The sequence below is a fragment of the Streptomyces sp. NPDC001415 genome, assembly GCF_053597395.1.
The window spans coordinates 349,388-375,518 of the sequence record NZ_JBSFIE010000004.1 but is presented as its reverse complement, the minus strand read 5'-3'; the positions used below and the strand labels follow the sequence as shown (position 1 = coordinate 375,518).

18 protein-coding genes are annotated in these 26,131 nt (G+C 71.5%); 13 read left to right on the top strand and 5 right to left on the bottom strand.

The window, feature by feature from the left end; translation table 11 throughout:
• The first annotated feature begins 419 nt into the window (after positions 1 to 419).
• Positions 420 to 2,012 carry an MFS transporter gene (locus ACWC2B_RS07835; RefSeq protein WP_450715554.1) on the top strand — a complete coding sequence of 531 codons (1,593 nt, stop codon included), beginning with the start codon at positions 420 to 422 and terminating at the stop codon, positions 2,010 to 2,012.
• Positions 2,012 to 4,588 carry an AMP-binding protein gene (locus ACWC2B_RS07830; protein ID WP_450715553.1) on the top strand — a complete coding sequence of 859 codons (2,577 nt, stop codon included), beginning with the start codon at positions 2,012 to 2,014 and terminating at the stop codon, positions 4,586 to 4,588. Before ACWC2B_RS07835 ends, ACWC2B_RS07830 begins: the two co-directional genes overlap by 1 nt.
• Positions 4,589 to 4,645: 57 nt before the next feature.
• Here ACWC2B_RS07830 and ACWC2B_RS07825 read toward each other — a convergent pair whose 3' ends face one another.
• Positions 4,646 to 5,128 (bottom strand): flavodoxin family protein, encoded by a 483-nt coding sequence (locus tag ACWC2B_RS07825; RefSeq protein WP_450715552.1) that lies wholly within the window; start codon positions 5,126 to 5,128, stop codon positions 4,646 to 4,648.
• Positions 5,129 to 5,501: 373 nt separating this feature from the next.
• On the opposite strand from ACWC2B_RS07825, the gene phsA reads away from it, so the two are divergent.
• A complete protein-coding gene (gene phsA / locus ACWC2B_RS07820) occupies positions 5,502 to 7,397 on the top strand; it encodes an O-aminophenol oxidase PhsA (RefSeq protein WP_450715551.1) in 1,896 nt (631 codons plus the stop codon).
• A gap of 131 nt (positions 7,398 to 7,528) precedes the next feature.
• Here the strand turns inward: phsA and ACWC2B_RS07815 are convergent, their stop codons facing one another.
• Positions 7,529 to 8,743: a M20 metallopeptidase family protein gene (locus ACWC2B_RS07815; RefSeq protein ID WP_450715580.1), complete on the bottom strand. Its 1,215-nt coding sequence runs from the start codon at positions 8,741 to 8,743 to the stop codon at positions 7,529 to 7,531.
• A 472-nt stretch (positions 8,744 to 9,215) separates the two neighbouring features.
• Here ACWC2B_RS07815 and ACWC2B_RS07810 point away from each other — a divergent pair, with 472 nt between their 5' ends.
• Both ACWC2B_RS07810 and ACWC2B_RS07805 read left to right on the top strand, forming a co-directional pair.
• The gene (locus ACWC2B_RS07810) at positions 9,216 to 11,558 is read left to right on the top strand and encodes a phosphoketolase family protein (RefSeq protein WP_450715550.1); all 2,343 of its coding nucleotides are present in this window, start codon (positions 9,216 to 9,218) and stop codon (positions 11,556 to 11,558) included.
• Positions 11,559 to 11,597: 39 nt separating this feature from the next.
• Positions 11,598 to 12,491 carry a universal stress protein gene (locus tag ACWC2B_RS07805; RefSeq protein WP_450715549.1) on the top strand — a complete coding sequence of 298 codons (894 nt, stop codon included), beginning with the start codon at positions 11,598 to 11,600 and terminating at the stop codon, positions 12,489 to 12,491.
• Here ACWC2B_RS07805 and ACWC2B_RS07800 read toward each other — a convergent pair.
• On the bottom strand, positions 12,454 to 15,309 hold the full coding sequence (locus ACWC2B_RS07800; RefSeq protein WP_450715548.1) for a BTAD domain-containing putative transcriptional regulator: 2,856 nt from the start codon (positions 15,307 to 15,309) through the stop codon (positions 12,454 to 12,456). The two genes, ACWC2B_RS07805 and ACWC2B_RS07800, sit on opposite strands and share 38 nt — an antisense overlap.
• A 227-nt stretch (positions 15,310 to 15,536) precedes the next feature.
• On the opposite strand from ACWC2B_RS07800, the gene ACWC2B_RS07795 reads away from it, so the two are divergent.
• From ACWC2B_RS07795 to ACWC2B_RS07780, 4 genes are all read left to right on the top strand, one after another.
• Positions 15,537 to 16,808 (top strand): MFS transporter, encoded by a 1,272-nt coding sequence (locus ACWC2B_RS07795; protein ID WP_450715547.1) that lies wholly within the window; start codon positions 15,537 to 15,539, stop codon positions 16,806 to 16,808.
• 7 nt (positions 16,809 to 16,815) lie between these two features.
• The gene (locus ACWC2B_RS07790; RefSeq protein ID WP_450715579.1) at positions 16,816 to 18,594 is read left to right on the top strand and encodes a S9 family peptidase; all 1,779 of its coding nucleotides are present in this window, start codon (positions 16,816 to 16,818) and stop codon (positions 18,592 to 18,594) included.
• 498 nt (positions 18,595 to 19,092) lie between these two features.
• Entirely contained in the window at positions 19,093 to 21,057 is a 1,965-nt protein-coding gene (locus ACWC2B_RS07785) for a RiPP maturation radical SAM C-methyltransferase (protein ID WP_450715546.1), read from the top strand.
• A gap of 36 nt (positions 21,058 to 21,093) precedes the next feature.
• Complete coding sequence (locus tag ACWC2B_RS07780; protein ID WP_450715545.1) at positions 21,094 to 21,762, top strand: DUF5825 family protein; 669 nt, start codon at positions 21,094 to 21,096, stop codon at positions 21,760 to 21,762.
• Between the two features lie 87 nt (positions 21,763 to 21,849).
• On the opposite strand, the gene ACWC2B_RS07775 is transcribed toward ACWC2B_RS07780, so the two are convergent.
• Positions 21,850 to 22,209 carry a zinc ribbon domain-containing protein YjdM gene (locus ACWC2B_RS07775; protein WP_450715544.1) on the bottom strand — a complete coding sequence of 120 codons (360 nt, stop codon included), beginning with the start codon at positions 22,207 to 22,209 and terminating at the stop codon, positions 21,850 to 21,852.
• Positions 22,210 to 22,326: 117 nt separating this feature from the next.
• Here ACWC2B_RS07775 and ACWC2B_RS07770 point away from each other — a divergent pair, with 117 nt between their 5' ends.
• Genes ACWC2B_RS07770 through ACWC2B_RS07755 form a run of 4 tightly spaced genes read left to right on the top strand, consistent with a single transcriptional unit; the run spans position 22,327 to position 25,291 of the window.
• Positions 22,327 to 22,668, top strand: a complete 342-nt coding sequence (locus ACWC2B_RS07770) for an ArsR/SmtB family transcription factor (RefSeq protein ID WP_450715543.1) — start codon at positions 22,327 to 22,329, stop codon at positions 22,666 to 22,668.
• Between the two features lie 17 nt (positions 22,669 to 22,685).
• Entirely contained in the window at positions 22,686 to 24,413 is a 1,728-nt protein-coding gene (locus ACWC2B_RS07765; RefSeq protein WP_450715578.1) for a SulP family inorganic anion transporter, read from the top strand.
• The gene (locus tag ACWC2B_RS07760; RefSeq protein WP_450715542.1) at positions 24,410 to 24,835 is read left to right on the top strand and encodes an ATP-binding protein; all 426 of its coding nucleotides are present in this window, start codon (positions 24,410 to 24,412) and stop codon (positions 24,833 to 24,835) included. Before ACWC2B_RS07765 ends, ACWC2B_RS07760 begins: the two co-directional genes overlap by 4 nt.
• 45 nt (positions 24,836 to 24,880) lie before the next feature.
• On the top strand, positions 24,881 to 25,291 hold the full coding sequence (locus ACWC2B_RS07755) for an anti-sigma factor antagonist (RefSeq protein ID WP_450715541.1): 411 nt from the start codon (positions 24,881 to 24,883) through the stop codon (positions 25,289 to 25,291).
• Positions 25,292 to 25,357: 66 nt separating this feature from the next.
• On the opposite strand, the gene ACWC2B_RS07750 is transcribed toward ACWC2B_RS07755, so the two are convergent.
• The gene (locus ACWC2B_RS07750; protein WP_450715540.1) at positions 25,358 to 26,131 is read right to left on the bottom strand and encodes a 2-phosphosulfolactate phosphatase; all 774 of its coding nucleotides are present in this window, start codon (positions 26,129 to 26,131) and stop codon (positions 25,358 to 25,360) included.

Genomic DNA, 26,131 nt, shown 5'->3' with positions numbered 1-26,131 from the left:
ACCGTGACGGAGGGGACGCTTTCGTTCGATGCGTTGCCGGATTGCGAGTCCGGCGCTGCGACAAGGGCAGTCAACTCTCGTATTTTCGTCGCGTCCATGTATTTGAGGCAGAGTCAAAATCATCATTGAAATACTGGCAGAGTGGCTGGGAATTACCGGAATGGCCGGTTTCAACCGTGCGGGAGAGGTGCCATTGCCCCTGGTGGGCGGCCTGTCGGCGTGCTGGTGTGATCCAGGTCACCTGTGATTGATCTTCCCGGCGGTCGGCTGATAGCGTCGGAAACCGGCGAGCCGAAAATGGCTCGCACGTCGGGGGCATGCCAGGCCATCAGCCGGAAAGTCTCCCTGCATCTTCCTCCCCGTCGCCGTGGCGCAGAACAGCGACAATCCTCGATTCTGCTGCCCGGCATGTGCACTTTGTGGGCGCCGTCGATTTTCTGGTCAACGGCCGGCCGCAGGCCTTAGAGAAGATCGAGAACCACGTGTCCCTGACCGCAAGCAGACCGAAGATGATGCCACGCACCATGGGTGTCGTCGGCACCGCGTACCTGAGCCTTTTCATGGTGTCCGCGGACAATTCCATCATCAATACCGCGGTGCCGAGAATATCTGCCTCATTGGGGGCGGGCACGCCGGACGTGCAGTTCGCGATCGACGCGTACATGCTGGTCTTCGCCTCGTCGCTGATCATCGCGGGCAGTGTCGTCGACCGAGTGGGCGCGCGTCGCTCCTACGCCGTGGGCGTCAGCGTGTTCACGGCCGCCTCGCTCCTCGGGGCGTTCGTGCCCTCGGTATCCATGCTGGTGCTGTCCCGTGCGGGCATGGGCATCGGTGCGGCGTTCATCGTGCCGAGCATCTTCAAGCTGTTCGCCGGCGAACTCACCGACAGCGGCAGGCGGCGCGTGCTGGCCCTGTGGCCGGCCGTCGTCGGTCTCGGCGTGGCCATCGGCCCGGTACTCGGCGGCTTGCTGCTCACCCGGTTCTGGTACGGATCGATCTTCCTGATCAACGTGCCGGTCGGCGTGATCGCCCTGTTCGGCACCGCCACCCTCGTCCGGCACCGGGAACCGGAGCCCGTCACAAGGCGCCCCGACCCCCTCGGGGCGGTACTGCTCCTGATCGGTGTCGCGGTGTTCGCCTCGGCGATCATCTTCGCCGTCGACGACCGGCTCCCCGGCTGGCTGCGGTTCGGCCTCGGCGCCGTCGGCCTGCTGACGCTGATCGGGTATACCGTCCATGAACGGCGCAGCGACCGGCCGCTGTTCGACCTCGGCTACTTTCGCACGCGTACGTTCACCGGCGCCGTCGTGGCCATGTCCGGACTGTTCTTCGCCCTGTTCGGCACCGTGTTCCTGGCCGGTCAGTTCACCCAGTACGGCCTGGGCTGGAGCCCCTTGCAGGCCGGCGCGGGCCTGCTTCCGCTCGCGGTGGGACTGACCGTCGCCTCCCTGTCCTGCGTCGCGGTCACCCAGCGGATCGGGGCCAGGGCCACGGTGGCCACCGGGCTCGGCCTCGGTGCGCTCGGCTGCGCCCTGTGCGCGATGGCCGCCGCGGATCTGCGCTATCCGCTGCTCGCCGCGGGGCTGCTGTGCTGCGGGCTCGGCATGGGGCTGTCCGTCGGGCCGGCGCTGACGCTGATCGTCACCAGTCTGCGACCGGCCGACGCGGGTGTCGGTTCCTCCGTGAACGCCATGTTCCAGCAGATCTGGGGCGCCGGAGGCGTCGCGGTGATGGGCCTGGTGTTCTCGACGGGCTACGGGAACCGCATCGGCTCGGCACCCGAACTGCCCACTGCCGCCCGATCGGTGAACGAGGGCTACGACCTGCTCGCCCACGGATCCGGGCAGGCCGCGACGTGGTTCGCCGACAGCGTGAGCTCCGGCCTGGTCGCCGCCTGGATCACCGGCGCGGCGGTGGCGTCCGTCGCCGTGATCGCAAGCCTGGCGATCCTGCCCACCGCCGCCACCACGAGTACCTCTGCCCTCCCCAGTACGCGAAAGGCCAACGCCTGATGACTTCGGAAACCGGCGGCACGCTGTATGCCGCGATCGCCGCTCACGCGGTCGAGCGTCCCCAGAAGACCGCGTTGTCCCGTGGCGAGAGCACACTGAGCTACCGCGAACTCGCCGCAGCCGCGGACACCTTGGCCGCGCACCTGCGCGAACTCGGCGTCGGGGCGGAGAACGTCGTGGTCATCGACCTGCCGGTCGGCTTCGACACCGTCGTCGCGATGGCCGCGGTCGGCCGGGTCGGCGCGGCGTTCACCCTGCTGGAACCTGATCTGCCGGACAGCCGCAAGCAGTTGATCATCGACGACTGCGGTCCGGCCGCGCTGATCACCGAGGCGGGGCCCACGCGCGGCCCGCGGCCGGGGCCGCCGCTCGACGAACGGCTGGTCCGGCGCACCTCTCCCGCCGCGTACGTCGCCTACACCTCGGGGTCGACCGGCGTCCCCAAGGGCGCCGTCGTCGAGCAGGCCGCCTTGGACAACCACGTCCTGCGCACCATTGACTGGTACGGCCTGACCCCGGACGACACCCGACTGCTCTTCTCCTCGATCGCCTTCGACCTCGCGCTCGAACAGATCTGCACGTCGATGGTCGCCGGCTGTGAACTCGTCTTCCGGGACGAGGCGTTCGTGTACGGCGGAGCCGAGGACTTCCTGCACCACTGCCGTCGGCTCGGCATCACCGTGCTCAGCCTGCCGACGGGCGTGTTCAACAGGTTCGGCGCCGAGCTGGCCGAGTCGGCTGCGCACACCGCACCGGGCCTGCGGCTGGTGATGGCCGGCGGCGAGGCGCCGACCCAGGGTGCGGTGGCCGCCTGGGCGACCGTCGCGCCGGGAGGCACCCGCGTGGTGAACGGGTACGGCCCGACCGAGACGGCCGTCGTCGTCTGCTACCGGGACCTGCTGCCCGGCGACGCCATCGCGATCGGAGCGCCGATCGAGGGCGTCCGGTTCCTTCTCGAACCCCTCGGCGACGAGGGCGACGCATCCGGTCTCGTCATCCAGGGCGTCGCCGTCGGCCGCGGCTATCTCGGACAGGCGGCGTCGTCCTCGGCCTTCTGCCTGATCGACGGAGCGTGGTCCTACCGCACCGGCGACGTGGCCACCGCGAAGGGTGACGGCGGCTACGACCTGCACGGCCGCTTCGACGCACAGGTCAAGGTGAACGGCGGCTTCCGGGTGGAACCCGGTGAAGTCGTCTCCCGGCTCCTGTCCATCGACTTCGTCGTCGACGCGGTGGTCGTGCCGTTCGAGAGCGCCGGCGGCCGACTCCTCGCCGCCTACGTCCGGCTCGACAAGAGCCTTGCGTGGCCGGCGGACCCCGAGGCGGCGATCGTGCGGCGGCTCGCCGCCGCCCTGCCCGACTACATGGTGCCCTCGCGCGTCACCGTCCTCGACGAGTTCCCGCTGACGTCGCGAGGCAAGGTCGACCGGGCGGCGCTGCTCGACCGGGCGAAATCCCTGCCGAGCACGGACGTCGCGGAGGACGCCGACCCGGGGGACGTGACCGCGCAACTGCGGCTGGCCTGGCGACAGGTCCTCGGTGCCCCGCCCCAGGACGCGTCGACGAGCTTCTTCGCGGCCGGCGGCAACTCGGTCCGGGCGATCGAGCTGATCACCGAGGTGCGCGGCCGGCTGAACGTGAGCCTGCGCGCCGCAGAGCTGTACCGGACCCCCCAATTCGACGCCCTGGCCCGCCTGTTGACCGATCGCCGCGACGGGATACCGACCGCGCACCACACCACCGGCACCACCCTCGTACAGATGCGTCCGGCGGGACAGGACCGGCTGTGGGTCTTCCTGCCGCCGCTCTCCGGCGCGGTCACCCGGTACGCGTCCCTGTCCAGACTGCTGCCCGCCGACGACACGGTATGGGCCATGGAGACCCCTCCCGAGCTGTCCGGCAAGGGCATGGCGGCACTCGCCGACGGACTCGCCGAGGTCCTGCTCGCCCATGACATCCAACGGTTCGGCACCATCTGTGTGTCCGGGTTCTCGCTGGGCGGCGTGTTCGGCTACGAGGTCGCCCGCCGGTTGCGCGACCACTGCGGTGACGCGGTGCGGGCCCTGCTCATCGACCCGCCGGACCCCGGCGCCCACCGCGTCCGCGTGGAGGACGCGTTCGACATCTTCGTTCGCGTCGGCTGGTCGATCACTGTCCCCGCCCAGCGGTTCGTCGACGAACACGGCGGGTTCGACCTGGCCGCGGTCACCGCGGCCGCCAAGGACGCGGGAACCCTGGCGCGGGACGCCGGCCGGCAGGAGATCGAGGATGCCTGGGCGGTGTACGAATCCAACGCGCGGGTTCTCGACGGCCTGCTGTTGAGCGCCCCCGACGGGCTGCGGGTGCGTATCCTGCAGGGCGACACCGGTGGCCGGATCGACTACGCCCGCCGCGGACCGACCACTGTCACGGCCGACGGCGACAGGCCGTGGACGGGTGGACGCGCGATCGGCCAGTGGCGGGACGTCCTGTCGGACGACGCCGTGGACAAGCTGCCGATCGACCATTTCGCCCTGCTGGAATCGCCCAACGACGAACTGGTCCGAGACTGGCTCGACGCCCAGGCACGAGGCTGACCACACCGTGCAGGACCGCCCGGACCCACGGCAGGAGGGTCCGGGCGGACGGGCCTGTCAGACCGGCCGGGACGAGGTGTGAAACCGCGCTCGCAGCCCCTCGGCGAACGTCCGCGCCGCCTCCAAGTCATCTCCGTTGGGGCGCTGCTTCCTGATACCGCCGATGGGCTTGAACGGGAACCAGGTGTCCAACGCGCGGCACGAGAAGGCGTCGACCGCCTCGAAACCCTTCTCCGCGAGCAGCTGCAGAAGAGGGCGGGTGAAGGGCCGGAGCGGGGTCTCGGGGAGCCCGCTGGTGGAGAAGACGAATGCCTTGCCCCGTTGCTCCTCCGGGAGGGCCAGGATGAACTCGCGCAGTCGCGGATGGAAGGCCATCAAGAAGATCCCCGAGCCGAATCCCACGAGGTCGCAGGCAGAGAGTTCTTCGGGATCGACCTGTTCAGGGGTGACGACAGGGGCGTCGAGGACGTTTCCCATGACGTCGGCGATCCTCTTCGTGTTGCCGTGCGACACGGAAACACACACGATCATGGCCTTCATGGCGATGCTCCTTTCGCTTCCACAATTCCAGTGCGGTGCCGGCCAGGTCAGGCGGCCGGGCCGGACTCCCCGCGTGCCGGGTCGATTCGGACGTCCATAGGACACCGCCCGACCCCGAGACCGTGACACCGGTCGACTATGACCTGGGTCACCTTTCGGCTGGGGTGGCCGCGCGGATGCACTGCGGCGTCCCGGAGCCGGCACCGGACGACTTCGCGGGACTTTCGTCCGGAATGAGGAATTCAGTGAACTTTCGTGGTGCATCGGGCGTCTGGTGGTGTGGGTGGCCGTTGACCGGGCCGCCCGACGGGGAGCACCGCACGTGTTGACCTGCGCCGCGGTGCACAAGACGAGAACACGGGGGTGTTCCATCGTGACCGACATCATCGAACGCGTCGCGGACCGGCTGACCGGCGAGGTCTCACCGACCCCGAAGGACGGTGAACTGACGCCGTACATCGCGCCGTTGCCCGTCCCGCCGGTACTGCGCCCCGCCTCCGGCGACGTACGCGAGGAGACCGAGATCGCCGTACGGCCGACATGGGTGAGGCTGCACCCCCAGCTGCCGCCCACCCTGATGTGGGGCTACGCGGGGCTCGTACCGGGACCCACCATTGAAGTGCGGCGCGGCCAGAGGGTGCGCGTCGCGTGGACCAACCGCGTCCCGAAGGGCAGTGAATATCCCGTCACGTCCGTGGAGGTTCCGCGGGCCACGCCCTCGCCGTCCACCGAGCCGGGGCGCGGCGGAGCGGAGCCCGGCAAGGACGTCGCGGCGCTGCCGGCCTGGACGGTGACGCACCTGCACGGCGCCCGTACCGGCGGCGGCAACGACGGCTGGGCGGACAACGCCGTGGGGTACGGCGACGCCCAGCTCTCGGAGTACCCGAACGACCACCGGGCGGTGCAGTGGTGGTACCACGACCACGCCATGAACATCACCCGGTGGAACGTCCACACCGGCCTGTACGGCACCTACCTGGTCAGGGACGACGAGGAGGACGCACTCCAACTCCCCTCCGGAAGGCGGGAGTTGCCGCTTCTGCTGGCCGACCGCAACCTGGACACGGACGACGACGGACGGCTCAACGGCCGCCTGCTGCACAAGACGGTCATCGTCGACCCGAAGAACGCCGAGACGGGCAAGCCGGTGTCGCTTCCCTTCACGGGTCCGTACACGACGGTCAACGGCCGCATCTGGCCGTACGCCGACGTGGACCCCGCCTGGTACCGCTTCCGCCTGGTCAACGCGTCCAACGCCCGCATCTACGACCTGGTCCTCGTCGACGAGGACAACCGGCCGCTGCAGGGCGTCCTCCACCAGATCGGCAGCGACGGGGGCCTCATGCCGAGCCCCGTGGCCGTCGACTTCGACGAGGCTCTGCCCACTCTCACCGTCGCCCCCGCGGAGCGGATGGACCTCCTCATCGACTTCCGGGCGCTCGCGGGCCGGTCCGTCCGCTTCGTCAACAAGGGGCCGAACGCGGCACCGGGCGTCCCCGACGCCGAGGGCGACGTGCGCTATCCGCAGGTCATGGAGTTCCGCGTCGGTACGTGCGAGGACCCGGGGGAGCCGGGCGAGGGCGACGGCTTCGAGCTGCCGAGCGTCCTGTCCGGTTCGTTCCGCAGGCTCACGCACGACATCTCGCACGGCCACCGCCTCGTCGTACTGACCCCGCCCGGCACGAAGGGTGGCGGCGGGCACCCGGAGATCTGGGAGATGGCCGAGCTCCAGGACGCCGGGAACCTGCGGTTCCCGGTCGACGGCGTCATCCAGGTGCGCGGCGCGGACGGCACGACGAAGACGTACCGTCGCATCGCACGCACCTTCAACGACGGCCTGGGCTTCACGATCGCCGAAGGCGCCTACGAGCAGTGGAGCTTCCTCAACCTCGCGGTGAACCCGCCCGTGACCCACCCGATGCACATCCACCTGGCCGATTTCCAGATGCTCGGCCGCGATCCGTACGACGTGTCGGGGTTCGACCCGACGGTGGGCGGTACGCGCACTCCCGTGGCGTTCGACCCGAACCGGCAGATACCCCTCGCGCCGAACGAGCACGGGCACAAGGATGTCTTCCGGGTGCCCGGGGGCCAGGCTCTGCGCGTGATGGGCCGGTTCGAAGGGGCGTACGGACGGTTCATGTACCACTGCCATCTGCTGGAGCACGAGGACATGGGAATGATGCGACCGTTCGTCGTCATGCCCAAGGAGGCGATGAAGTTCGAGCACGGGTCCGGTCACGGCGGGCATGAGGGTCACGTCGGCTGAGCGGTGGCAACGCCCTCCCACGGGCGCGGCCGTGTTCCTGGAGGAGCACCTCTCGCTCGCGCCCGGTTTCCTTACGCCTGCCCCGTTCCGGCGCACAGCAGGTGTGCGCCGGAACGGGGCAGGCGCTCCCGTCAGGCTCCGCGCCCTGCGGTTCGCTCCGCGATCCAGCCGGTCATCGCGCGTACGCCGATGCCGATGGCACGCTCGTCCGGGGCGAAGTCGGGGTAGTGCGGGTAGGAGGCTGTGACGGGGGCGCCGGGGGCACGGACGCCGAGGAAGGCGAACGTACCGGGGACACGATTCAGATAGAGGGCGAAGTCCTCGCCGCTGAACGGCGGGAAGGCGGCATGGAGTTCGGTGACCGCGTCCCGGCCCAGTGCGCGGTGCAGGTGGCGGGCGAGCAGACGGGTCTCGCGTTCCGGGCAGACCATGGCGGGGAACGGCTCGACGGGGAACCTCACCCCGGCGCCCGCGTAGGGCGAGGCCAGTCGGCGAATGTCCTCGCGCACCTCCGTGTACCGCTCCTGCGGCCAGCAGCGGTAGGACACGCTCACCTTGCTCCCCTCCGCCCTGGCCCGGACGGTCACGAACCTCGCCAGCGGCCCGTCGGGCGTCTGAGCGTCGGTGATGAGTTGCTCGATGTCCCCGGGCGTCCGGGGCGGTGTCACCGTCGAGAGCGCGCCGAGGTCGGCGGCCAACCGCCGCGCGGCATCGGGCGCGTCCTGCCCTGCGAGAGTCACCTCGGCCTTGTCCAGGCCCGGCAATCCGTAACCCGGAGCCACAGCGAACCGGCCGACGGGGAACGGTCCGCAGTGCAACGCGTGGATCTCCTCGACGCGAGTGCGCTCCAGCACGCCCGCGTCGAGCATCGCGTGCGCCCCGGTCAGGTTCTCCTCGGCAGGCTGGAAGACGAACACCACCGTTCCGCTCAGTTGCCGCCGCAGCCGCGCCAGGACCTGCGCGACGCCTACGGCCACCGTGGTGTGAATGTCGTGCCCGCAGAGGTGGGCCGCTGCCGGGCCACCCCCGACGATGTCCTGGGGCGGCACCGCATCCATGTCCGCCCGATACGCGACGGTCCGGCCCGGACGCGAGCCGCGCAGAACGCCGACGACGCCGTGACCACCCACTCCGGTGGTGACCGTCAGCCCGGCCGCCCGCAGCTCGCGGGCCACCGCACCGGCGGTGCGCCGCTCCTTGCCCGGCATCTCGGGGTGCCGATGAATGTTCCGCCGTAGCGCGATCAGACCTCGCTCAAGGCGAGCCACCTCGGCGTCCACCGATCCCTGCGCCAGGTGCTCCGCCGGCCCGTCGGCGGCGGCACTGCCCGCGGTACCCCACACCATGCCCGCCCCGGCCAACGCCGCACCGGCCAGCACCGTACGGCGCGCGAGAACGTGCTTCTCAGGATGTTTCACTGTTCCCCCTCGTGGACCTTCACCCGGGCATCCGGAGCACCATCGAGCGAAGCCGGCTTCCTGCCGTGCCGCTGCCGCCCGGTGAGCGGAACCCCTGTCACGACACGATCGCCGTACGCGGACGCCGCTGCCCATCCGGCTGACCACCACTTCGCGGTGGGGGTAACCCCATCAGCTCAGCGTGTTTCTGGGTGTCTCGGGCGGGCACTACGGGCGAGGACGGGTGGGGCCGGTGGCGGCCAACGGCAAGGTGATCGAGTCGCGCCGACCGGCAGGGGCCGAACGTCCCCCGCTGGGGCCGGTTCGCCCCTCCCCATCAGCGCCCGGCCGTGGAAACGTCCCCTGTGGCGCCCCCGGACGTGGGCGAACCCGGAAGGACCGTCGAGGCAGAGGACAGATCATGACGAAAGGCCGACCGGTGAACCTGGCCGCTCTGGACGCCCACTGGCGGGCCGCGAACTACCTCGCCGCCGGGCAGATCTATCTGATGGGCAACCCGCTGCTGACGGAGCCGCTCGGGCCCGAGCACATCAAGCCGCGGCTGCTCGGTCACTGGGGCACCTCGCCCGGTCTCAACCTGGTCCACACCCACCTCAACAGGGTGATCAAGGACCGTGGGCTGGACGCGGTCTGCGTCTGGGGGCCGGGTCACGGAGGTCCGGCTGTGCTGGCCAACTCCTGGCTGGACGGCTCCTATGCGCAGACGTACCCGGATGTGAGCCGGGACGCGACGGGCATGGCCAAGTTGTTCCGCCAGTTCTCCTTCCCCGGGGGCGTGCCCAGCCACGTGGCGCCCGAGACGCCGGGCTCGATCCACGAGGGCGGTGAACTCGGCTACTCCCTCGCCCACGCCTACGGCGCCGCCTTCGACAACCCCGGCCTGCTGGTCGCCTGCGTGATCGGCGACGGCGAGGCGGAGACCGGACCGCTCGCCGCGTCCTGGCACTCCAACAAGTTCCTCGACCCCGTCCATGACGGCGCGGTCCTGCCGATCCTCCACCTCAACGGATACAAGATCGCCAACCCGACGGTCCTGTCCCGCATCCCGGAGGACGAGCTCGACTCCCTCCTCACGGGATACGGCTACGAACCCCTGCACGTGACCGGGTCCGACCCGGACCAGGTGCACCTGAGCATGGCGCGCGCGATGGACCACGCCCTGGAGCGGATCGCCGAGTGCAGGCAGGGGAGCGGCCGCTCGCGCCGGCCGATGATCGTGCTGCGCACCCCCAAGGGCTGGACGGGGCCGGCGGTGGTCGACGGCGTGCCGGTCGAGGGGACCTGGCGCTCGCACCAGGTGCCGCTGGCGAACGTGCGCGAGAACCCGGACCACCTGCGGCAGTTGGAGGCGTGGCTGCGTTCGTACCGGCCGGAGGAGCTGTTCGACGCCGAGGGCCGTCCCACCGAGCAGGTCCTGGCCTGCGTACCCGACGGAGATCTGCGCCTCGGCGCGAACCCGCACGCCAACGGCGGCCTGCTCACCCGCGCCCTACCCGTCCCGCCCCTTGAGCACTTCGCCGTGCCCGTCGACAAGCCGGGCGCGACCCTGCACGAGCCGACCCGCGTCCTGGGCGGCCTGCTCGCCCAGGTGATGGCCGACACGGCCGGACGCCGGGACTTCCGGGTGGTGGGCCCGGACGAGACCGAATCCAACCGCTTGGGTGCGCTGTTCGAGGTCACCGGCAAGGCGTGGCAGGCCGAGACCCTGGACACCGACGAACACCTCAGCTCGGACGGCCGGGTGATGGAGATCCTCTCCGAGCACACCTGCCAGGGCTGGCTGGAGGGCTACAACCTCACGGGACGCCACGGCCTGTTCTCCTGCTACGAGGCGTTCGTCCACATCGTCGACTCCATGGTCAACCAGCACATCAAGTGGCTGAAGACCTCGCGGCAGCTGCCCTGGCGCGCCCCCATCCCGTCCCTGAACTACCTGCTGACCTCGCACGTCTGGCGCCAGGACCACAACGGGTTCTCGCACCAGGACCCCGGCTTCGTCGACCACGTGCTCAACAAGAGCCCGGACGTCGTACGCGTCTATCTGCCGCCGGACGCCAACACGCTGCTTTCCGTGGCCGACCACGTCCTGCGCTCCCGCGACTACGTCAACGTGGTCGTCGCCGGAAAACAGCCCTGCTTCGACTGGCTCTGTCTGGACGAGGCCCGTGTTCACTGCGCACGAGGCGCCGGGATCTGGGAATGGGCCGGTACGGAGGACGGCACCCGGGAGCCCGATGTGGTCCTCGCCTGCGCGGGCGACGTGCCGACCCAGGAAGTGCTTGCCGCGGCGGCGCTGCTCCGACGCCATCTGCCCGACCTCGCGGTGCGGGTGATCAACGTCGTCGACCTGGCGAAACTGCTGCCTCACGAGGAACACCCGCACGGAATGGGCGACTTGGAGTACGACGCGCTGTTCACCCGCGACAAGCCGGTGATCTTCGCCTACCACGGCTACCCCTGGCTGATCCACCGCCTCGCCTACCGCCGGGCCGGTCACGCGAACCTGCACGTACGCGGCTACAAGGAATCCGGCACCACGACCACGCCCTTCGACATGGTCGTGCGCAACGACCTCGACCGGTACCGCCTGGTCATGGACGTCATCGACCGCGTCCCGGGCCTGGCCACCCGTGCGGCGGGCGTCCGTCAGACCATGGCCGACACCCGCGCCCGCCACCACGCCTGGATCCGCGAACACGGCACCGACCTGCCCGAGATCGCCGACTGGACCTGGACCGGATAAGTGCCTGTGTCTCAACCCATCGCACCAAGGAGGTGCGTCATGCAGCGCATCATCACCGCAGGTGTCGACGGCTCCGTCGAGAGCCTGGACGCCGCCGACTGGGCCGCCCGCGAAGCCCTCCGCCGCGGACTGTCCCTCCAGCTCCTCCACGCCGGCGACGGGCCCGAAGCCCGCACCGGGCTGCCCGAACTCGACGTCCCGGCCGACCGGGTGGCACACGCTGTGGACCGGGCGGCTCGGGTGCTGGCCTTCGCCCACCCCACCCTTGAGATCGTCCGCCGCCAGGTGCCCGGACCGCCGGTCGAGGCCCTCCTGGCCGCGGCCGAGTCCTCCGAGACCCTGGTCCTGGGATCCCGCGGCTTCACCGGTTTCGCCGGATTCCTCGTCGGGTCGGTCGCGTTGGCGGTCACCGCCCGTGCCACCCGCCCGGTCGTCCTGGTGAGGGCGGGGGAGCGGGCCGAGGACGAGCACGGGGGCTCGGCGGCCGGACCGTACCGCCCGGTCGTCCTCGGCATCGACGTGGACCACCCGTGCGACGAGCTCATCGAGTACGCCTTCTACGCCGCGGCGACACGCCGGGCACCCCTGCACGCCCTGCACACCTGGACGGTGCCCCTGGCCCCGTCCGGATCGGCCATCGACCCGGAAGAGGAGAAGACGCACGCCCTGGCCGCCGCACTGACGCCCTGGCGGAACAAGTTCCCCGACACGGACGTGACGGAACGGACGGTCCACGGCCGTGCGGCCCACCACCTGCTCATGGCCTCCACCCAGGCGAGCCTGCTGGTCATCGGCCGGCGCATCCCAAGTGGCGGACGCCTGGGGCCGGTTGCCCACTCGGTGATCCACCACAGCCTGTGTCCGGTGGCGGTGGTGCCGCACGAGTCCTCTTGCCCTACGTCGACGACGGGACCTGGGAGGTGTACGGGCTGAACAACGACCGCCCCTGATCCGGGCTCCTCGGCCGGCCGAGGAGGTGGAGGATGCGGGTGCGCAGCGGGTCGGCGTCGGGCAGGCCCAGCTCGTGGGTGATCTCCAGCGCCCGCGTCCAAGCCTCGCGGGCGGCGTCGGCGTGGGCGGCGGCGCGGTGGGTCTCGCCGAGGCAGGCCAGTCCGGTGGCCTCGCTGCGGCGGTCGCCGGTCCGGTGGAACAGGGCGAGGGCCTGCCGGTAGTGGCCGATCGCCTGGTCGTACTGGCCGAGCCTTCGGTGGATGTAGCCGAGGCTGTCCCAGATGTGGGCCTGCCCGTTGAGGTCGTCGACCCGCTGGGCCAGGGCGAGGGCGTGGCGGCAGTGTTCCAGGGCCTGTTGGTGGTCGCCGAGATGGGCGAGGATCCAGCCGATGTGGTTGAGGGCGGCGGACTGCCCGGCCAGGTCCCCGACGGCCCGGTAGTGCCCCAGGCTGTGGTGGGCGTGTTCGAGGGCCTGCCGGCGGCGGCCCCGGGACTCGGACATCCGGGCAAGGTGCTGGTGAGTGCGGGCCTGTCCGGTGCGGTTGCCGAGCCCGCCGAACAGGTCCAGGGCGAGCAGGTAGTGGGCGCGGGCGTCCTCGGGGCGGTCCAGGCGGTCATGGGCGAGGCCGAGGCCGCGGTGCGCGTCGGCCTGCCCCGCCGGGTCGCCCTGGCGCCGGGCGGCGTCGAGGGCGGTGGTCTGGACGGCGGCGAGCGTCTGCCAGTACCCCTGCCGGTCCAGGAACGTGGTGAGCGTCGAGGCGAGCCGCCAGGCGTGCGGCTCGAATCCGGCGTCGCGCGCCTGCTCCACGGCGGCGATCAGCACCCGGTGTTCGGCGGTGAACCAGGCCAGGGACTGCTGGTGGTCGGCGTGCTCCTGGGGTGCGGCGCCCGGCCGGGCGGGCGGCAGCGCGATCGGGTTGGGCTGGGGCGTGAGCAGGGCGTCGGCGGTGCGCGCGGTGTGCAGGTAGTGGTCGAGCATCCTGTGGGTGGCCTCGCGCCGGTCCCGGTCGTGGGCGTGGGCCAGCTCGATGGCGTAGGCGCGCAGCAGGTCGTGGAAGGCGTGCCTGCCGGGGATGTGTTCGGTGAGCAGGTGGGCCCGGGTCAGGTCGGCGAGCAGGGCGCGGGCGTGCGGCTGGGTGACATGGGCGACGGCCGCGGCGGCGGGTGCTGCCACGTCTGGTCCGGGGTGCAGGCCGAGCAGCCTGAACATCCGGGCGGCGTCGGGACCGAGCGTGCGATACGACCACGAGAACACCGCGCGTACCTGCGAGGCGGGGTCGCCGCCGTCCAGGGCGTCGAGGCGGCTGCCGTCCCGGCGCAGTTCCTCGGCGAGCAGGGCGAGCGGGAAGCCGGGCTGGGCGGCGGCACGGGCGGCCACCACGGCGAGGGCCAGCGGCAGCCCCGCGCAACGGGCGACGATCTCCTCTACGGCTGCGGGTTCGGCCGCGACCCGGCGCATACCGAGGCGGCCGGTGAGCAGGCGCTGGGCCTGGCCGGGGGTGAGCAGGTCGACGGTGAGGAGCTGGGCGCCCTCGGCCACGGCGAGGCTGGTGAGTCTGTTGCGGCTGGTGACGAGGGTGAGGCAGCCGGGGGCGCCGGGCAGCAAGGGGCGCACCTGGTCGGCATCGCGGGCGTTGTCGAGGAGGACCAGGACGCGGCGGTCCGCCATCAGGCTGCGGAAGAGACCGGTCTGCGCATCGAGTCCGGCCGGCACGTGGCCCGGCGGCACCCCGAGAGCGCTGATGAACCCGCGCACGGCCTCCTCCGGGCTGACCGCCGCGCCCCCTGGGTCGAAGCCACGCAGGTTGACGTAGAGCTGCCCGTCGGGGAAGGCGTCGCGGACCCGGTGGGCCCAGTGCACGGCGAGTGCGGTCTTGCCGACTCCGGCAGTGCCCTCCACCGCCGAGATGACCACCGAGGACGGGGCCGGGGCCCGTGCGGCGCCGTCGCTCAACAGGTGGTCGAGGCGGGCGATTTCGAGATCACGCCCGGTGAACGCGGCCACCGAGAGCGGGAGTTGGGCCGGTGGCGTGTGCACTCTGACGGCGGGCGGGGGCCGGGGAGGGGCGTCCTGGCGGAGGATGGAGGCCTGGATCTCACGGAGGGCCGGAGCCGGTTCGATGCCCAGCTCCCCGCGTAATCGGCGCCGCATGCACTGGTAGTGGTCCAGCGCGTCGGCCGGTCGGCCGCAGCGGTGCAGGGCGATCATCACCTGCCCGGCGAGCCGTTCGTCCAGCGGGTGAGCGGCGGCCCTTGTCGCCAGCCGGGGCAGCAGTGCCGCGTGGTTTCCGAGCCTCAACTCGATGTCATCCAGGTCGAGTTGGGCGGCGAACCGCTCCTGCTCCAGGGTCTCGCGCAGAGCGTTGACCCACGGGGTGTCGATGGTGGCGAAGGCCTCCGCGCGCCACAGCCGCAGGGCCTGTTCGTACAGGGCGACGACGCGCCGGTCGTCCTCGGCGGCACGGGCCCGGACGAGCAGCCCGCGGAAGAGGTGCAGATCCACGGTGACCGTGTCGGCCGCGGTGAGGACGTAGCCGCCGCTGCCGCGGCTGATACCCGCCTCGCTGGTGCAGGCCAGGGCCCGGCGGAGCCGCGAGACGTATCCGTGCAGGGTGGCGCGGGCCTGTCGGGGCAGCCGATCCCCCCACACCCTCTCGGCCAACTGGCCCACGGTCACCGGCTGGTTGATGTCGACGAGGAGGGCGGCGAGGACGCCTCGCTGCCGGGCGTGACCCAGCGGGGCGGGCCTTCCGTCGATGCGTGCCTCGATGCTGCCCAGCAGACCGAATTCCACCGTCATCCCGACCGCTCCCCCCGGAGCCCGCGGACACCGCCGCCCTCCCGTCGTACAGGCTCCTCACAGCCGATTCAAGGATTCCCCAAGGTTTCCCCTCGTCGTCCCGGACACAGTGATGCGCGGCACGAGCCGGAAGGCGTACGCCGGGTCACCACCGGGGCGCAGACGTCGTCCGGACGGGCCCTCGCCGCACGGGGTGTGCGGCGACCGCGCCGAGGACGGGGGCTGCGTTGAGCAAGCCGAAAACGGATGCGGCAGCCATACGGCGGCACGACTTCCGGCTGTACTGGCTGGCGGGTGCCACGGACCGGCTCGGCTCGCACGCGGCCGAACTCGTCCTGGTGCTCCTGGTGTTGACGGTCGGCGGGAGTCCCGCGGTGGCGGGGCTGCTCGGCACGGTCGCGGTCGCCGTGGAGACCGTGCTCGGCCCGGTCGCCGGGGTGGTCGCGGACCGCCGGTCGCGGGGGCGGATCATGCTGGTCTCGGCCGCCGTGTCGTTCGTCGCGTTCGGCGCGCTCACCGTGGCCGTGGTCGCCGATTCGGTGACGCTGCCCCTGCTGTTCGCCGTGACAGTCCTGGAGAGCGGCGCGGCGGCGACGTACGCCGCCGCCGCGCGCGGGGCGATCCGCGCCATCCTGCCGCTGCAGGACCCGAGCGGGGCGATCGCGGCGCTGCAGGCAAGGGACCAGGGGGCGGCGCTGCTCGGCCCGCTCCTCGGCGGGGTGCTCTACCAGCTCGCCCGGTGGGCGCCGTTCGCCGCCAACGCGCTGTCCTACGTCGGGGCGGCGCTGTGCGTGCGGTCGATCAGGACCGAACTGTCGGCTCCCGTGCGGCCCGGCCCCGTGGAGTCGTTCCGCGAGTCGGCCATGGAGGGGCTGCGCTTCCTGTGGCGTCAGCCGTTCCTGCGGTTCGCCCTGGTCTGGGGGGCCGGGGTGAACGCGGTGTTCACCGCCGTCTACTACTTCGTGCTCATCGCGTCCCGTCTCCACGGGTCCTCGGCCTCGTCCGTCGGTCTGATGCTGAGCCTGGCCAGCGGCTGCGGTCTCGTCGGCGCGCTGGTGACGCCGTGGATACTGCGCCGGGTGTCCCCGGGCACGCTGATCGCGGGCTGTTCCTGGGCGATGGTGGCGCTGGTCGCCCCGCTGGGGACGACGGGGTCGCTGTGGATGTACGGGGCTCTGTTCGGGATGTCCCTGTTCATCGGTCCGGTCCTCAGCGTGCTGTTCCAGACCCGTGCGATCGCGATCATCCCGCCCGGACTCCAGGGCCGCGCCGGGGCTGTCATGACCGGCGCGGCCAATGCGCTGCAGCTCGCAGCGCCGGCGACCGCGGGCCTGTTGACGGGCCTCCTCGAACCGGCGGCGGTCGGTTGGGTGCTGGCCGGCTGCCTCTCCGCTCTGGCTCTCTACACCCGCACCGGCCGCCGCCATCTGGACCAAGCGGGGCCGCCCGCCGAAGCGTCCGCCGAACCCGCGCCGACCGCCCCGAGCCGAGGAGACTGAGGTGGAGATGCAGTTGCGCGTCGCCCCTGCCCTGTTGCCCACGATCGCCGAACTCGCCCCGGAACGGGGCTGCTTCGTCGGCGAGGCGGACGACCACTGCGAGGTCTTCGCCTGGGATCTGGCGCAGGGCACGGTACGGCAGGTCACCGACCGCCCCGGGCTCGGCACCGACACCGCCGACGTGGACCCGCGCGGCCGGACCGTCTGGTGGTTCGAGGACGGCCCGACGGGCAGCGGCCGGTGGCTGCTGCAGCCGTGGGAGGGCGGCGCGGACACGCCCGCGCTGCCCGGGGTCGCGCCGGGTGCGCACGGCGGGCTCGCGATGGCCGCCGACGGCACCGCCGCCGTGGGCCTGCTCGGCCCGGACGGCCTGTCGCTCCACCTGCGGACGCCCGAGGGAGAGGTACGCACGCTCCTGGCCGGTGCCGGCCACGGCGAGCTGGCCGACCTGTCCACCGACGGCACCCTGCTCGCGGTCTGCGGTGAGCCGACGGGCCCGGCCGCGGTACGCGTGCTCGACCGCTCCGGCCGTCCCATCACCACGCTGTCGGGGACCCGGCACCCGCTGTGGGCGCTGGGGTTCAGCCCGGATCCGGGGTCGCCCCGGCTGCTCCTGGTGGCGGAGCGGAACGGCGGCTACCAGTTGGGGACCTGGTCGCTCGCGGGCGGTGTCCGCATCGCCGGGTGGTGCCGGTGCGACACCGAGATCTCGGCGAGCTGGTGCCCCGACGGCCGGGTGCTGGTGCGCCAGGACCGGCACGGCCGCTCCACGCTGACCGTCGTGGACCTGCCGCGGCGGCGCCGGATCCCGCTGGCGACACCGCCGGGAACGGTGCTCGACGCACGGATGCAGCCGGTCGCCGACGCTGCCCGGGGACGTACCGGACCGGGCGCCGATCTCCACTACATCTGGACGGACACCGCGACGCCTCCGGTGCTCCGCACGTCCTCGGGGCGCAGGCCGCCGGGGGAGCAGGCGGTGGCGGCGGGCCCCCCGGTGGAGGTCACCGACCGGTGGACGCCCGGCTCCGGCGGCCCGGTCCACACGCTGTTCTCCGCCCCGGCCCACCGGTCGCGGCCGTGGCCGACCGTCTTCCTGGTGCACGGCGGCCCCTTCGAGCAGGACCGTGACGCGTACGACCCGACGGTCACTTTGCTGACCGCCGCCGGGTACGCCGTCGCGCGGGTCAACTACCGCGGCTCCACGGGCTACGGGCCCGCCTGGCGCAACGCGTTCGACGAAGGGGTGGGCCTGACACAGGTCGCCGACCTGGCCGCGGTCCGCGCCGACCTGGTGCGGGCGGGCCTCGCGGACCCGGAGCGCACCGCGCTGGCCGGCTGGTCGTGGGGCGGCTATCTGACCCTGCTCGCCCTCGGCACCCAGCCCGAGCTGTGGCGGGCCGGGGCGGCGGTCCACCCGGTCGCCGACAGCGTCGCCGCGTTCCGCGCGGGCACCTCGGCACTGCGGTCCCTGGACACCCGGCTGTTCGGCGGCACGCCCGACGAAGTGCCGCACCGCTACGCCGAGTCGTCGCCCATGACGTACGCCGGCCGGGTGCGCGCCCCGGTCCTGCTCATCGCGGGTCGGAACGACGTGAAGTGCCCGCCGGAGCAGATCGTGGCCTACGCGGACGCGCTCCGCGCGCACGGCGCCGAGCCGGAGCTGCTCGAACTGGACACCGGGCACGACAGCCGGGCCGTCCAGTCGCAGGCGACCGCCCTGATCAGGGTCGTGACCTTCCTCGGCGCCGCTCTCGGCGGCCGGGTGGCGGCGGAGGCGCTGTGAGCGGCAACCCACTCCGCCGACCCGCGAGTGACCCGTGCCCGGCGGCGGACCGTTCCAACGGGGGAAGGGGGTGAACGACATGCGGAAGACCATCGTCCACAACGACCCTCGCAGCACCACCGCGCACGAACGGGCCTACGTGCCGCGCATCATCATCGTCGTCATGATCAACGGCTGACGCCCCAGGGGGACAAGCCGCCGCGAAGGCCTGTGAGCACCCACCGACTCCGCCGACCTGTGCCCGGCACGGCCCGGCGGCCCACCGTTCCAGCCAGGGGAAGGGGGTGAACGACATGCGGAAGACCATCGTCCACAACGACCCGCTCGACCTGAAGAATCAGGCACGGGCCAACCGTCCGATCATCATCATCATCGTCAGCGCCTGACGTCCGGGGGAGGAACGCCGGGACAGCCACTTGCCGGCCGTCCCGGCCGTTCCGTCCGCCATCGAACCCGAACACGGCAAGCCCCGTACGCCTCGAAAGGCCGGGAGTCCACGTGAACATCGTCATCGTCAACATGCCCTGGGCCCTCCTCGATGTGCCGTCCCTCGCGACCGGCATCCTGCGCCGCACGGCCGCGAACGCCCTTCCGGACGCGCAGGTCACCGTCGTGCACGGCAATCTCGACTACGTCGACTGGCTCACCGAACGCCGGGAGTTCAGCCTCGCCCAGTTCAACCTGCTCGCCCTGGACAGCTATTTCAGCGGTCTCGGCGACTGGGTGTTCTCCTCGGCGCTCTACGACGATCCCGAGTGGCGGATCGCCGAGATGACGGAGGAGATCCCGCTGGAGGACGCGGACCGCGAGCTCAGCATCGAACTGCACCGGGAGGCACCGGAGTTCATCGCCGAGCTGACCTCACGCATCCTCGCCCTCGAACCCGACGTGGTCGGTTTCACCTCCACCTTCCAGCAGAACACCGCCGCCCTGGCCACCGCCCGCGCGATCAAGCGCGCGGCGCCCGGAACACACATCGTCTTCGGCGGAGCCAACTGCGACGGTCCCCAAGGGGAGGCGATGCACCGCAACTTCGCCTTCGTGGACTCCGTGGTGCGCGGAGAGGGCGAGCACTCCTTCCCTGCGCTGCTGCGCGAACTCGACAAGGAGCGGCCCGATCCGGCGGTCCTCGCCGAGATACCCGGGCTCTGCTGGCGCGGTGGGGACGGCATCGTCGTCAACGCCATGAGCACCAAGCCGCTGAGGCCCGCCGAGATCGTCTCGCCGGACTACGACGGCTACTTCGCCCGCCTCGAAGCGTCCTCGGCGCGCGACTGGGTCGAGCCGAAACTGGTGGTCGAGGGCTCGCGCGGCTGCTGGTGGGGCGAGAAGCACCACTGCACGTTCTGCGGCCTGAACGGCTCGTTCATGGAGTTCCGCAGCAAGAGCCCCGACGACTTCTACGCCGAGGTGGTACGGCAGGTCGAACGGCACCAGGTGCTCGACATGTACGTCGTCGACAACATCCTCGACATGCGGTACCTGTCCTCGGTGCTGCCGAGGCTGCGCGAGTCCGGATACGACCTGCGGCTGCAGTACGAGATCAAGTCGAACCTCCGCCGCGAGCAGCTCGAAACCCTCTACCAGGCGGGGCTCGTCAACGTGCAGCCCGGCATCGAGAGCCTCAACAGCCGGGTCCTGAAACTGATGGACAAGGGCGTCTCCGGCTGTCTGAACATCCGGATGCTGCGCGACGCCGAGACGGTCGGCCTGTCGGTGTCGTGGAACTACCTCCACGGCTTCCCCGGCGAGCAGCCCGAGGACTACCTGCCGGTCATCGCGCAGTTCCCCGCGCTGCACCACCTGGCGCCGATGGAGGGCGTGGCCAGGATCGTCACCGAGCGGTTCAGCCCCAACTTCAACAACCCCGCGCTGGGCTTCCACCCGCTCAAGCCCGATGCGCAGTACCGGCGCAACTACGACCTGCCCGAGTCGGAGATGCTCGACTTCGGCTATCTGTTCACCGCGCCGCACCAGGGCATCGACGAGGAGACGAGCGACGCGCTCAAGGCGGGCGGCGCGCGCTGGCAGCAGGAGCACGTGCAGAGCCGGCTCAGCATGATCGACCTCGACGACCGCATCGTCCTGATCAGCCGCCGCAAGGACTTCGACTGGACCACGCTGACCCTGCACGACCCGTTCGAGGTCGCCGTGTTCCGACTGCTCGACCAGCCGCACAGCGTGCCGGGCCTGCTGCACAAGCTCGGCGGCGAGGCCACCGAGGCCAAGGTGGACGCCGTCCTGGCGGAGTGGCTGCGGCTCGGCGTCGTCTTCACCGACGACGGGCAGTGGGTGCACATCGCGCCCTACGCCAACAACCAGGAGCTGCTGCGCTTCGAGCGCATCTTCGACACCCGGCGCAAGGGCACCTCCGACGGTCAGGACCCCGATGAAACAGCCGCCGAGGCACACGAGGAGGTCCCGGAGGGGACCACCGGCACGGCACCGGTGCCGGCCGCCTGACCCGGACGCCCGCAGCGGACCCAAGGAGCACCGTTCATGCCCACGACCACCAGCACTCCGCTCTCCCTGACCACCTGGCGCGACCACGACGAGGAAGTACTGCAACTGCCCTGGATGGGATCCGCCACCCGGATCGCGGCCGGTCCCACGGGCCCGGGTCCGGCCGAGCTCGCAGCCGAGCTCTACCGGAGTGGGGCCCGGCGGGTCGCGCTCGACCGGCCCGCCGACCTGTCCGGTGGGACCGGCGCCCGCCCCATCGTCACCACCATGCTGCTCGTCGCCGAGCTGACGAGCTGGGGCCTGGTGGTCGACTGGGAGATCTCGCTCGGCGCGGACCCCGAGATCTGGCGCTCGCTCAACCACCTGTATCCGCCACGCGCCGTCCTGGACACCCCGGACGCGGACGACATCCGGCAGCAGTGGAAGGAGACGTTCTACCTCTGCAAGTGCGTCTACCGCAAAGGCCCCGGCTTCATCCAGGTGCGCGACCGGCGCACCGGCGGCTCGCTGCTCCGCTTCACCCTCCACGACCTCGCCTACCTCCACGCCGTGGAGCAACTGTCGGCAGGCTGCCCGGCCGAGGACGTACCGGCTCAGGTGCTCGACGACCTGGTCGGCGAAAGCCTCGCCGGACGGGCCGGCAACCTCGCCTGGTGGCTGCCGTACCGGGTACACCGCTGGCCGTGGCCCTCGTTCGCCGTGTAACGGTCCGACAAATAGGTGGTCCCGTCCTCCGCTGAGGACGGGACCACCTGTGTCCGGGTTCGGTCCGCGAGGGGCCGGCGCGCCGGGTCAGGCTTTCTTGACCACGCTGGACTTGAGCTGCATGGGGCCGAATCCGTCGATCTTGCAGTCGATGTCGTGGCCGTCAACGCCGTCCACGAGACGGATGTTGCGGACTTTGGTGCCGGCCTTGATTCCGCTCGGGCTGCCCTTGACCTTCAAGGCCTTGACGACGGTGACCGTGTCGCCGTCGGCCAGCACGTTGCCGACCGCATCCCTGATCACCCCGTCCTGGGCGGCTGCGGGCTCGGCGGCCTCGGCGGCCGCGGGCGACCACTCGTGGCCGCACTCGGGGCACACCAGAAGCGCGCCCATCTCGTAGGTGTAGGCGCTGGAGCAGGTGGGGCAGGGGGGCAGGTTCTCGGTCACGACGAAAGTGTCACATCACGATCCATGAATTGCAAAATTATGCAATTCAATAGATGCTGTGATGCGCTGCGCCCTGGACAGCCGGGGACGCGGTGCTGCATGTGAGGAGAGGTGCTCGTGTCGGTTCCGCTGTATCAGGCCAAGGCAGAGTTCTTCCGGATGCTCGGGCACCCGGTGCGCATCCGGGTGTTGGAGCTGCTCCAGGACGGGCCGATGCCGGTACGGGATCTGCTCGCCGCGATCGAGGTCGAACCGTCCGCCCTGTCACAGCAGTTGGCCGTGCTGCGCCGTTCCGGGATCGTCACCTCCGTCCGGGAGGGCTCGACGGTGGTGTACGAGCTGGCCGGTGGGGACGTCGCCGACCTGATGCGGGCCGCGCGGCGGATCCTGACCGAGATGCTGGCCGGGCAGCATCAGCTCCTGACCGAGCTGCGGGACGCCGAGGTCGCCGCGACGTGAACACCTCGCTGACCCGGATGCTGCGGGTCCGGGTAGGGAACCCGGTGCGCGCCCTGCTGCCCACCCGCGCCGAACTCGCCGAGATGGGCCATAGCCCGCGCCGTGACCTGCTGGCCGGTCTGACCGTGGCGATCGTCGCGCTGCCCCTCGCTCTCGGCTTCGGCGTCTCCTCCGGGCTCGGCGCGGAGGCCGGGCTCGCGACCGCCGTGGTCGCGGGCGCGCTCGCGGCGGTCTTCGGCGGGTCCAACCTCCAGGTGTCCGGGCCGACCGGGGCGATGACCGTCGTCCTGGTCCCGATCGTCGCCAAGCACGGGCCGACAGGCGTCCTCACGGTCGGGCTGATCGCGGGGCTGATGCTGGTCGCGCTCGCGGTGCTCAAGGCGGGCCAGTACATGCGGTACCTGCCCGCGCCGGTGGTGGAGGGCTTCACCCTCGGAATCGCCGGCGTGATCGGACTGCAGCAGGTGCCGAACGCGCTGGGGGTGGCCAAGCCCGAGGGCGACAAGGTGCTGGTGGTGACCTGGCGGGCCATCGAGGAATTCGTCCGGACGCCGAACTGGACCGCCGTCGCCCTGGCCCTGGGCGTGGCGGTGCTGATGACGGTCGGGGCGCGGCTGCGGCCCACCGTCCCGTTCTCGATCGTCGCGGTGATCGCCGCGACGATGGCCGCCCAGGTGTTCCACCTGGATGCCGCGAAGCCGATCGGTGATCTGCCGTCCGGCCTCCCGGCCCCCTCCCTCGGCTTCCTCGACCTGTCCGCCGTGGGCTCGCTGCTGGCCCCGGCCGTGGCGGTGGCCGCTCTGGCCGCGCTGGAGTCACTGCTCTCCGCGCAGGTGGCGGACGGTATGACGGTGGGTCAGAAGCACAATCCGGACAAGGAACTGTTCGGGCAGGGCCTGGCCAACATCGCCGCCACGCTGTTCGGCGGCGTCCCCGCGACCGGTGCCATCGCGCGGACCGCGGTGAACGTCCGGACCGGCGCCTCCTCCCGGCTCGCGGCGCTCACCCACGCCGCTGTCCTCGCCGTGATCGTCTTTGCCGCCGCACCCCTGGTCTCGAAGATCCCGCTGGCCGCGTTGGCCGGGGTGCTGATCGCGACCGCTGTCCGGATGGTCGAGGTCGGCTCGCTGCGGGCGATGGCGAAGGCGACGCGCTCGGACGCGCTGATACTCGCCCTGACCGCCGCCGCCACGCTCGCCCTCGACCTGGTGTACGCGGTGATCATCGGCCTGGTGGTGGCCGGGGCCCTCGCCCTGCGGGCGGTGGCCGAACAGGCCCGCCTGGACCAGGTCGACTTCATCCCCGACCTGCCCGGCGAGCACAGCGCGGAGGAGCACGCGCTGCTCGCCGAGCACATCGTGGCCTACCGGCTCGACGGCCCGCTGTTCTTCGCAGGCGCGCACCGCTTCCTCCTCGAACTGAGCGAGGTCGCCGACGTCCGGGTCGTCATCCTGCGCATGTCGCGGATCACCACGATGGACGCCACCGGCGCCCTGGTCCTCAAGGACGCGGTGCAGAAGCTGCACCGGCGCGGCATCGCGGTGATGACCTCCGGCATACGGCCCGGCCAGCGCCAGGTCCTCGACTCCGTCGGCGCGCTGGAGCTGCTGCGCCTGAAGGGGCGCGAGTACACCACCACCCCCGAAGCCATCGCCGGAGCCCGCACCTACCTGGAGGGCGCCGGAGTCATGCCCGCCCCTCCCGCCCACGCGGCCCGCACCAGCGCCCAGGAGCACGTCCGATGACCATCCCGCTCGAAACCCTGCCCCACCGGCACGTGCTGACCCTGCCCGCCATGGGCTCCGCCGTCCGCATCGCCCGCGAGACCACCGAACAGGTCCTGGCCGAATGGGGCATCGCCCGGCGTCACCCCGTCGTCGACCCCGCGCTGCTGATCCTCGGCGAGCTGGTCACCAACAGCATCCGGCACGCCGCCGACCTCTCCCCGACCCTCACCGTGATCTACGCGGCGGGCGAGGACGCCTTCGCGTTCGCCGTCCACGACCGCCACCCCTACCAGCCCGCCCTGTTCGCCGCGTTCAGCGGCACCGGTGGCGGCGGGCTGAGCATGGTCATGGAACTCACCCTCGGCCTGGGCGGCACCGCCGTCGTACGCGGTGACGCGGACGGCAAGGGCAAAAGCATCTGGATCACCCTCCCTCTGTGAACATCGTCAACTCCCGCGGGTCCCGGCACGAATGAGGCAGCGAGCATGACCATCCAGTGGCGCTACACAACCCACGACAACCTAGGCATCCTGTCCGTCGCCGGGCACCTCGGCGGCGACGCGGTCGACCGGTTCACCGGCGCGGTCGGCTGGGTGACGGCGCGCGGCACCGGACCCGTCGTGCTCGACCTGACCGAGCTGCGCGGCTGGTCCGCCGGCGGTCAGCTCGCCATCGCCCAGGCCGCCCAACTACTCGCCGTACAGGGGCGTTCCCTGGAACTGGCGGCGATCCCGGCCGATGGTTCCATCGTCCCCGACGGTACGTGCCCGCCGATCCTCGTCCACTGCGACCTGCCCGCCGCGCTCACCGCACACCAGGTCTCCGAGGAACAGCGTCAGTGGCGTACCGCGGACTGGCCCGAGGAGCGGAACGCGGCGAACCAGAGCCCGCGGTAGGCGAGCGGCAGGAAGAAGGTCCCGCCGCGGACGACGGGCGGGCCGCTGCCCTCGTCGGCGTGAGGGTCAGCGGGCGGAGACGAACGTTCCCTCGTAGTCCAGGACGGGCACCACGCTGCACGAGTCCACGCCCGCGGCGATCACGACGTCCTCGACGTATCCGAGCGCGGCCAGCCGCCTGCTGGTGCCGCAGGCGGCGATGGCCATGCCGAGGTCGGCGGTGCCCTCGCAGGCGGCCTTGGCGGTGGCCGCCTCTATGGACAGGGGACCGGCTCCCTGGGCGGCCAGTTCGGCGATGAGGGCTCCCGCCCCGAGCAGATCCTCGGTCGCGGGACGCAGGCTGCCACCTGGCCACTGCTCGCCTGCGGCGATCACGGTGACGGGGCGGGCCGAGGTTCCGTACCCCTGGGCGATGAGCCAGCTGCCGACCGCTTCCACGTTGCGCAGGCAGGCCGCCACGACGGTGGCCCCCGTCGTGGCGGCCAGGGCGGCGATGGCCGAGCCGTCCGGGCAGGGAAGCACCAGTCGCGCGGCGGGAGGCGCGATGCGCAGGCCGGCCGGGGAGAGCGACCACGGGGCCTTGGGGGTCACGTCGTGGCGGGCGACCCCGAGCTTCGCGCCTTCGCGGCGTGCGTAGGCCGCGGCGATCTCATCGCCGGGTGCGCAGGGGTAGACACGGGTGCCCAGCTGGGCGGCGACGCTCACCGTGGTGCAGAACGACAGCACGTCCACGACCACCAGGCAGCCGTCCGGGTCGGCGAGCCGGACCGCGCCGTGCATGCCCCATTCGAAGCGAACGCCCTTGCCCGGCTGTTCCCCCCACCAGATGTGTTCCCGCAT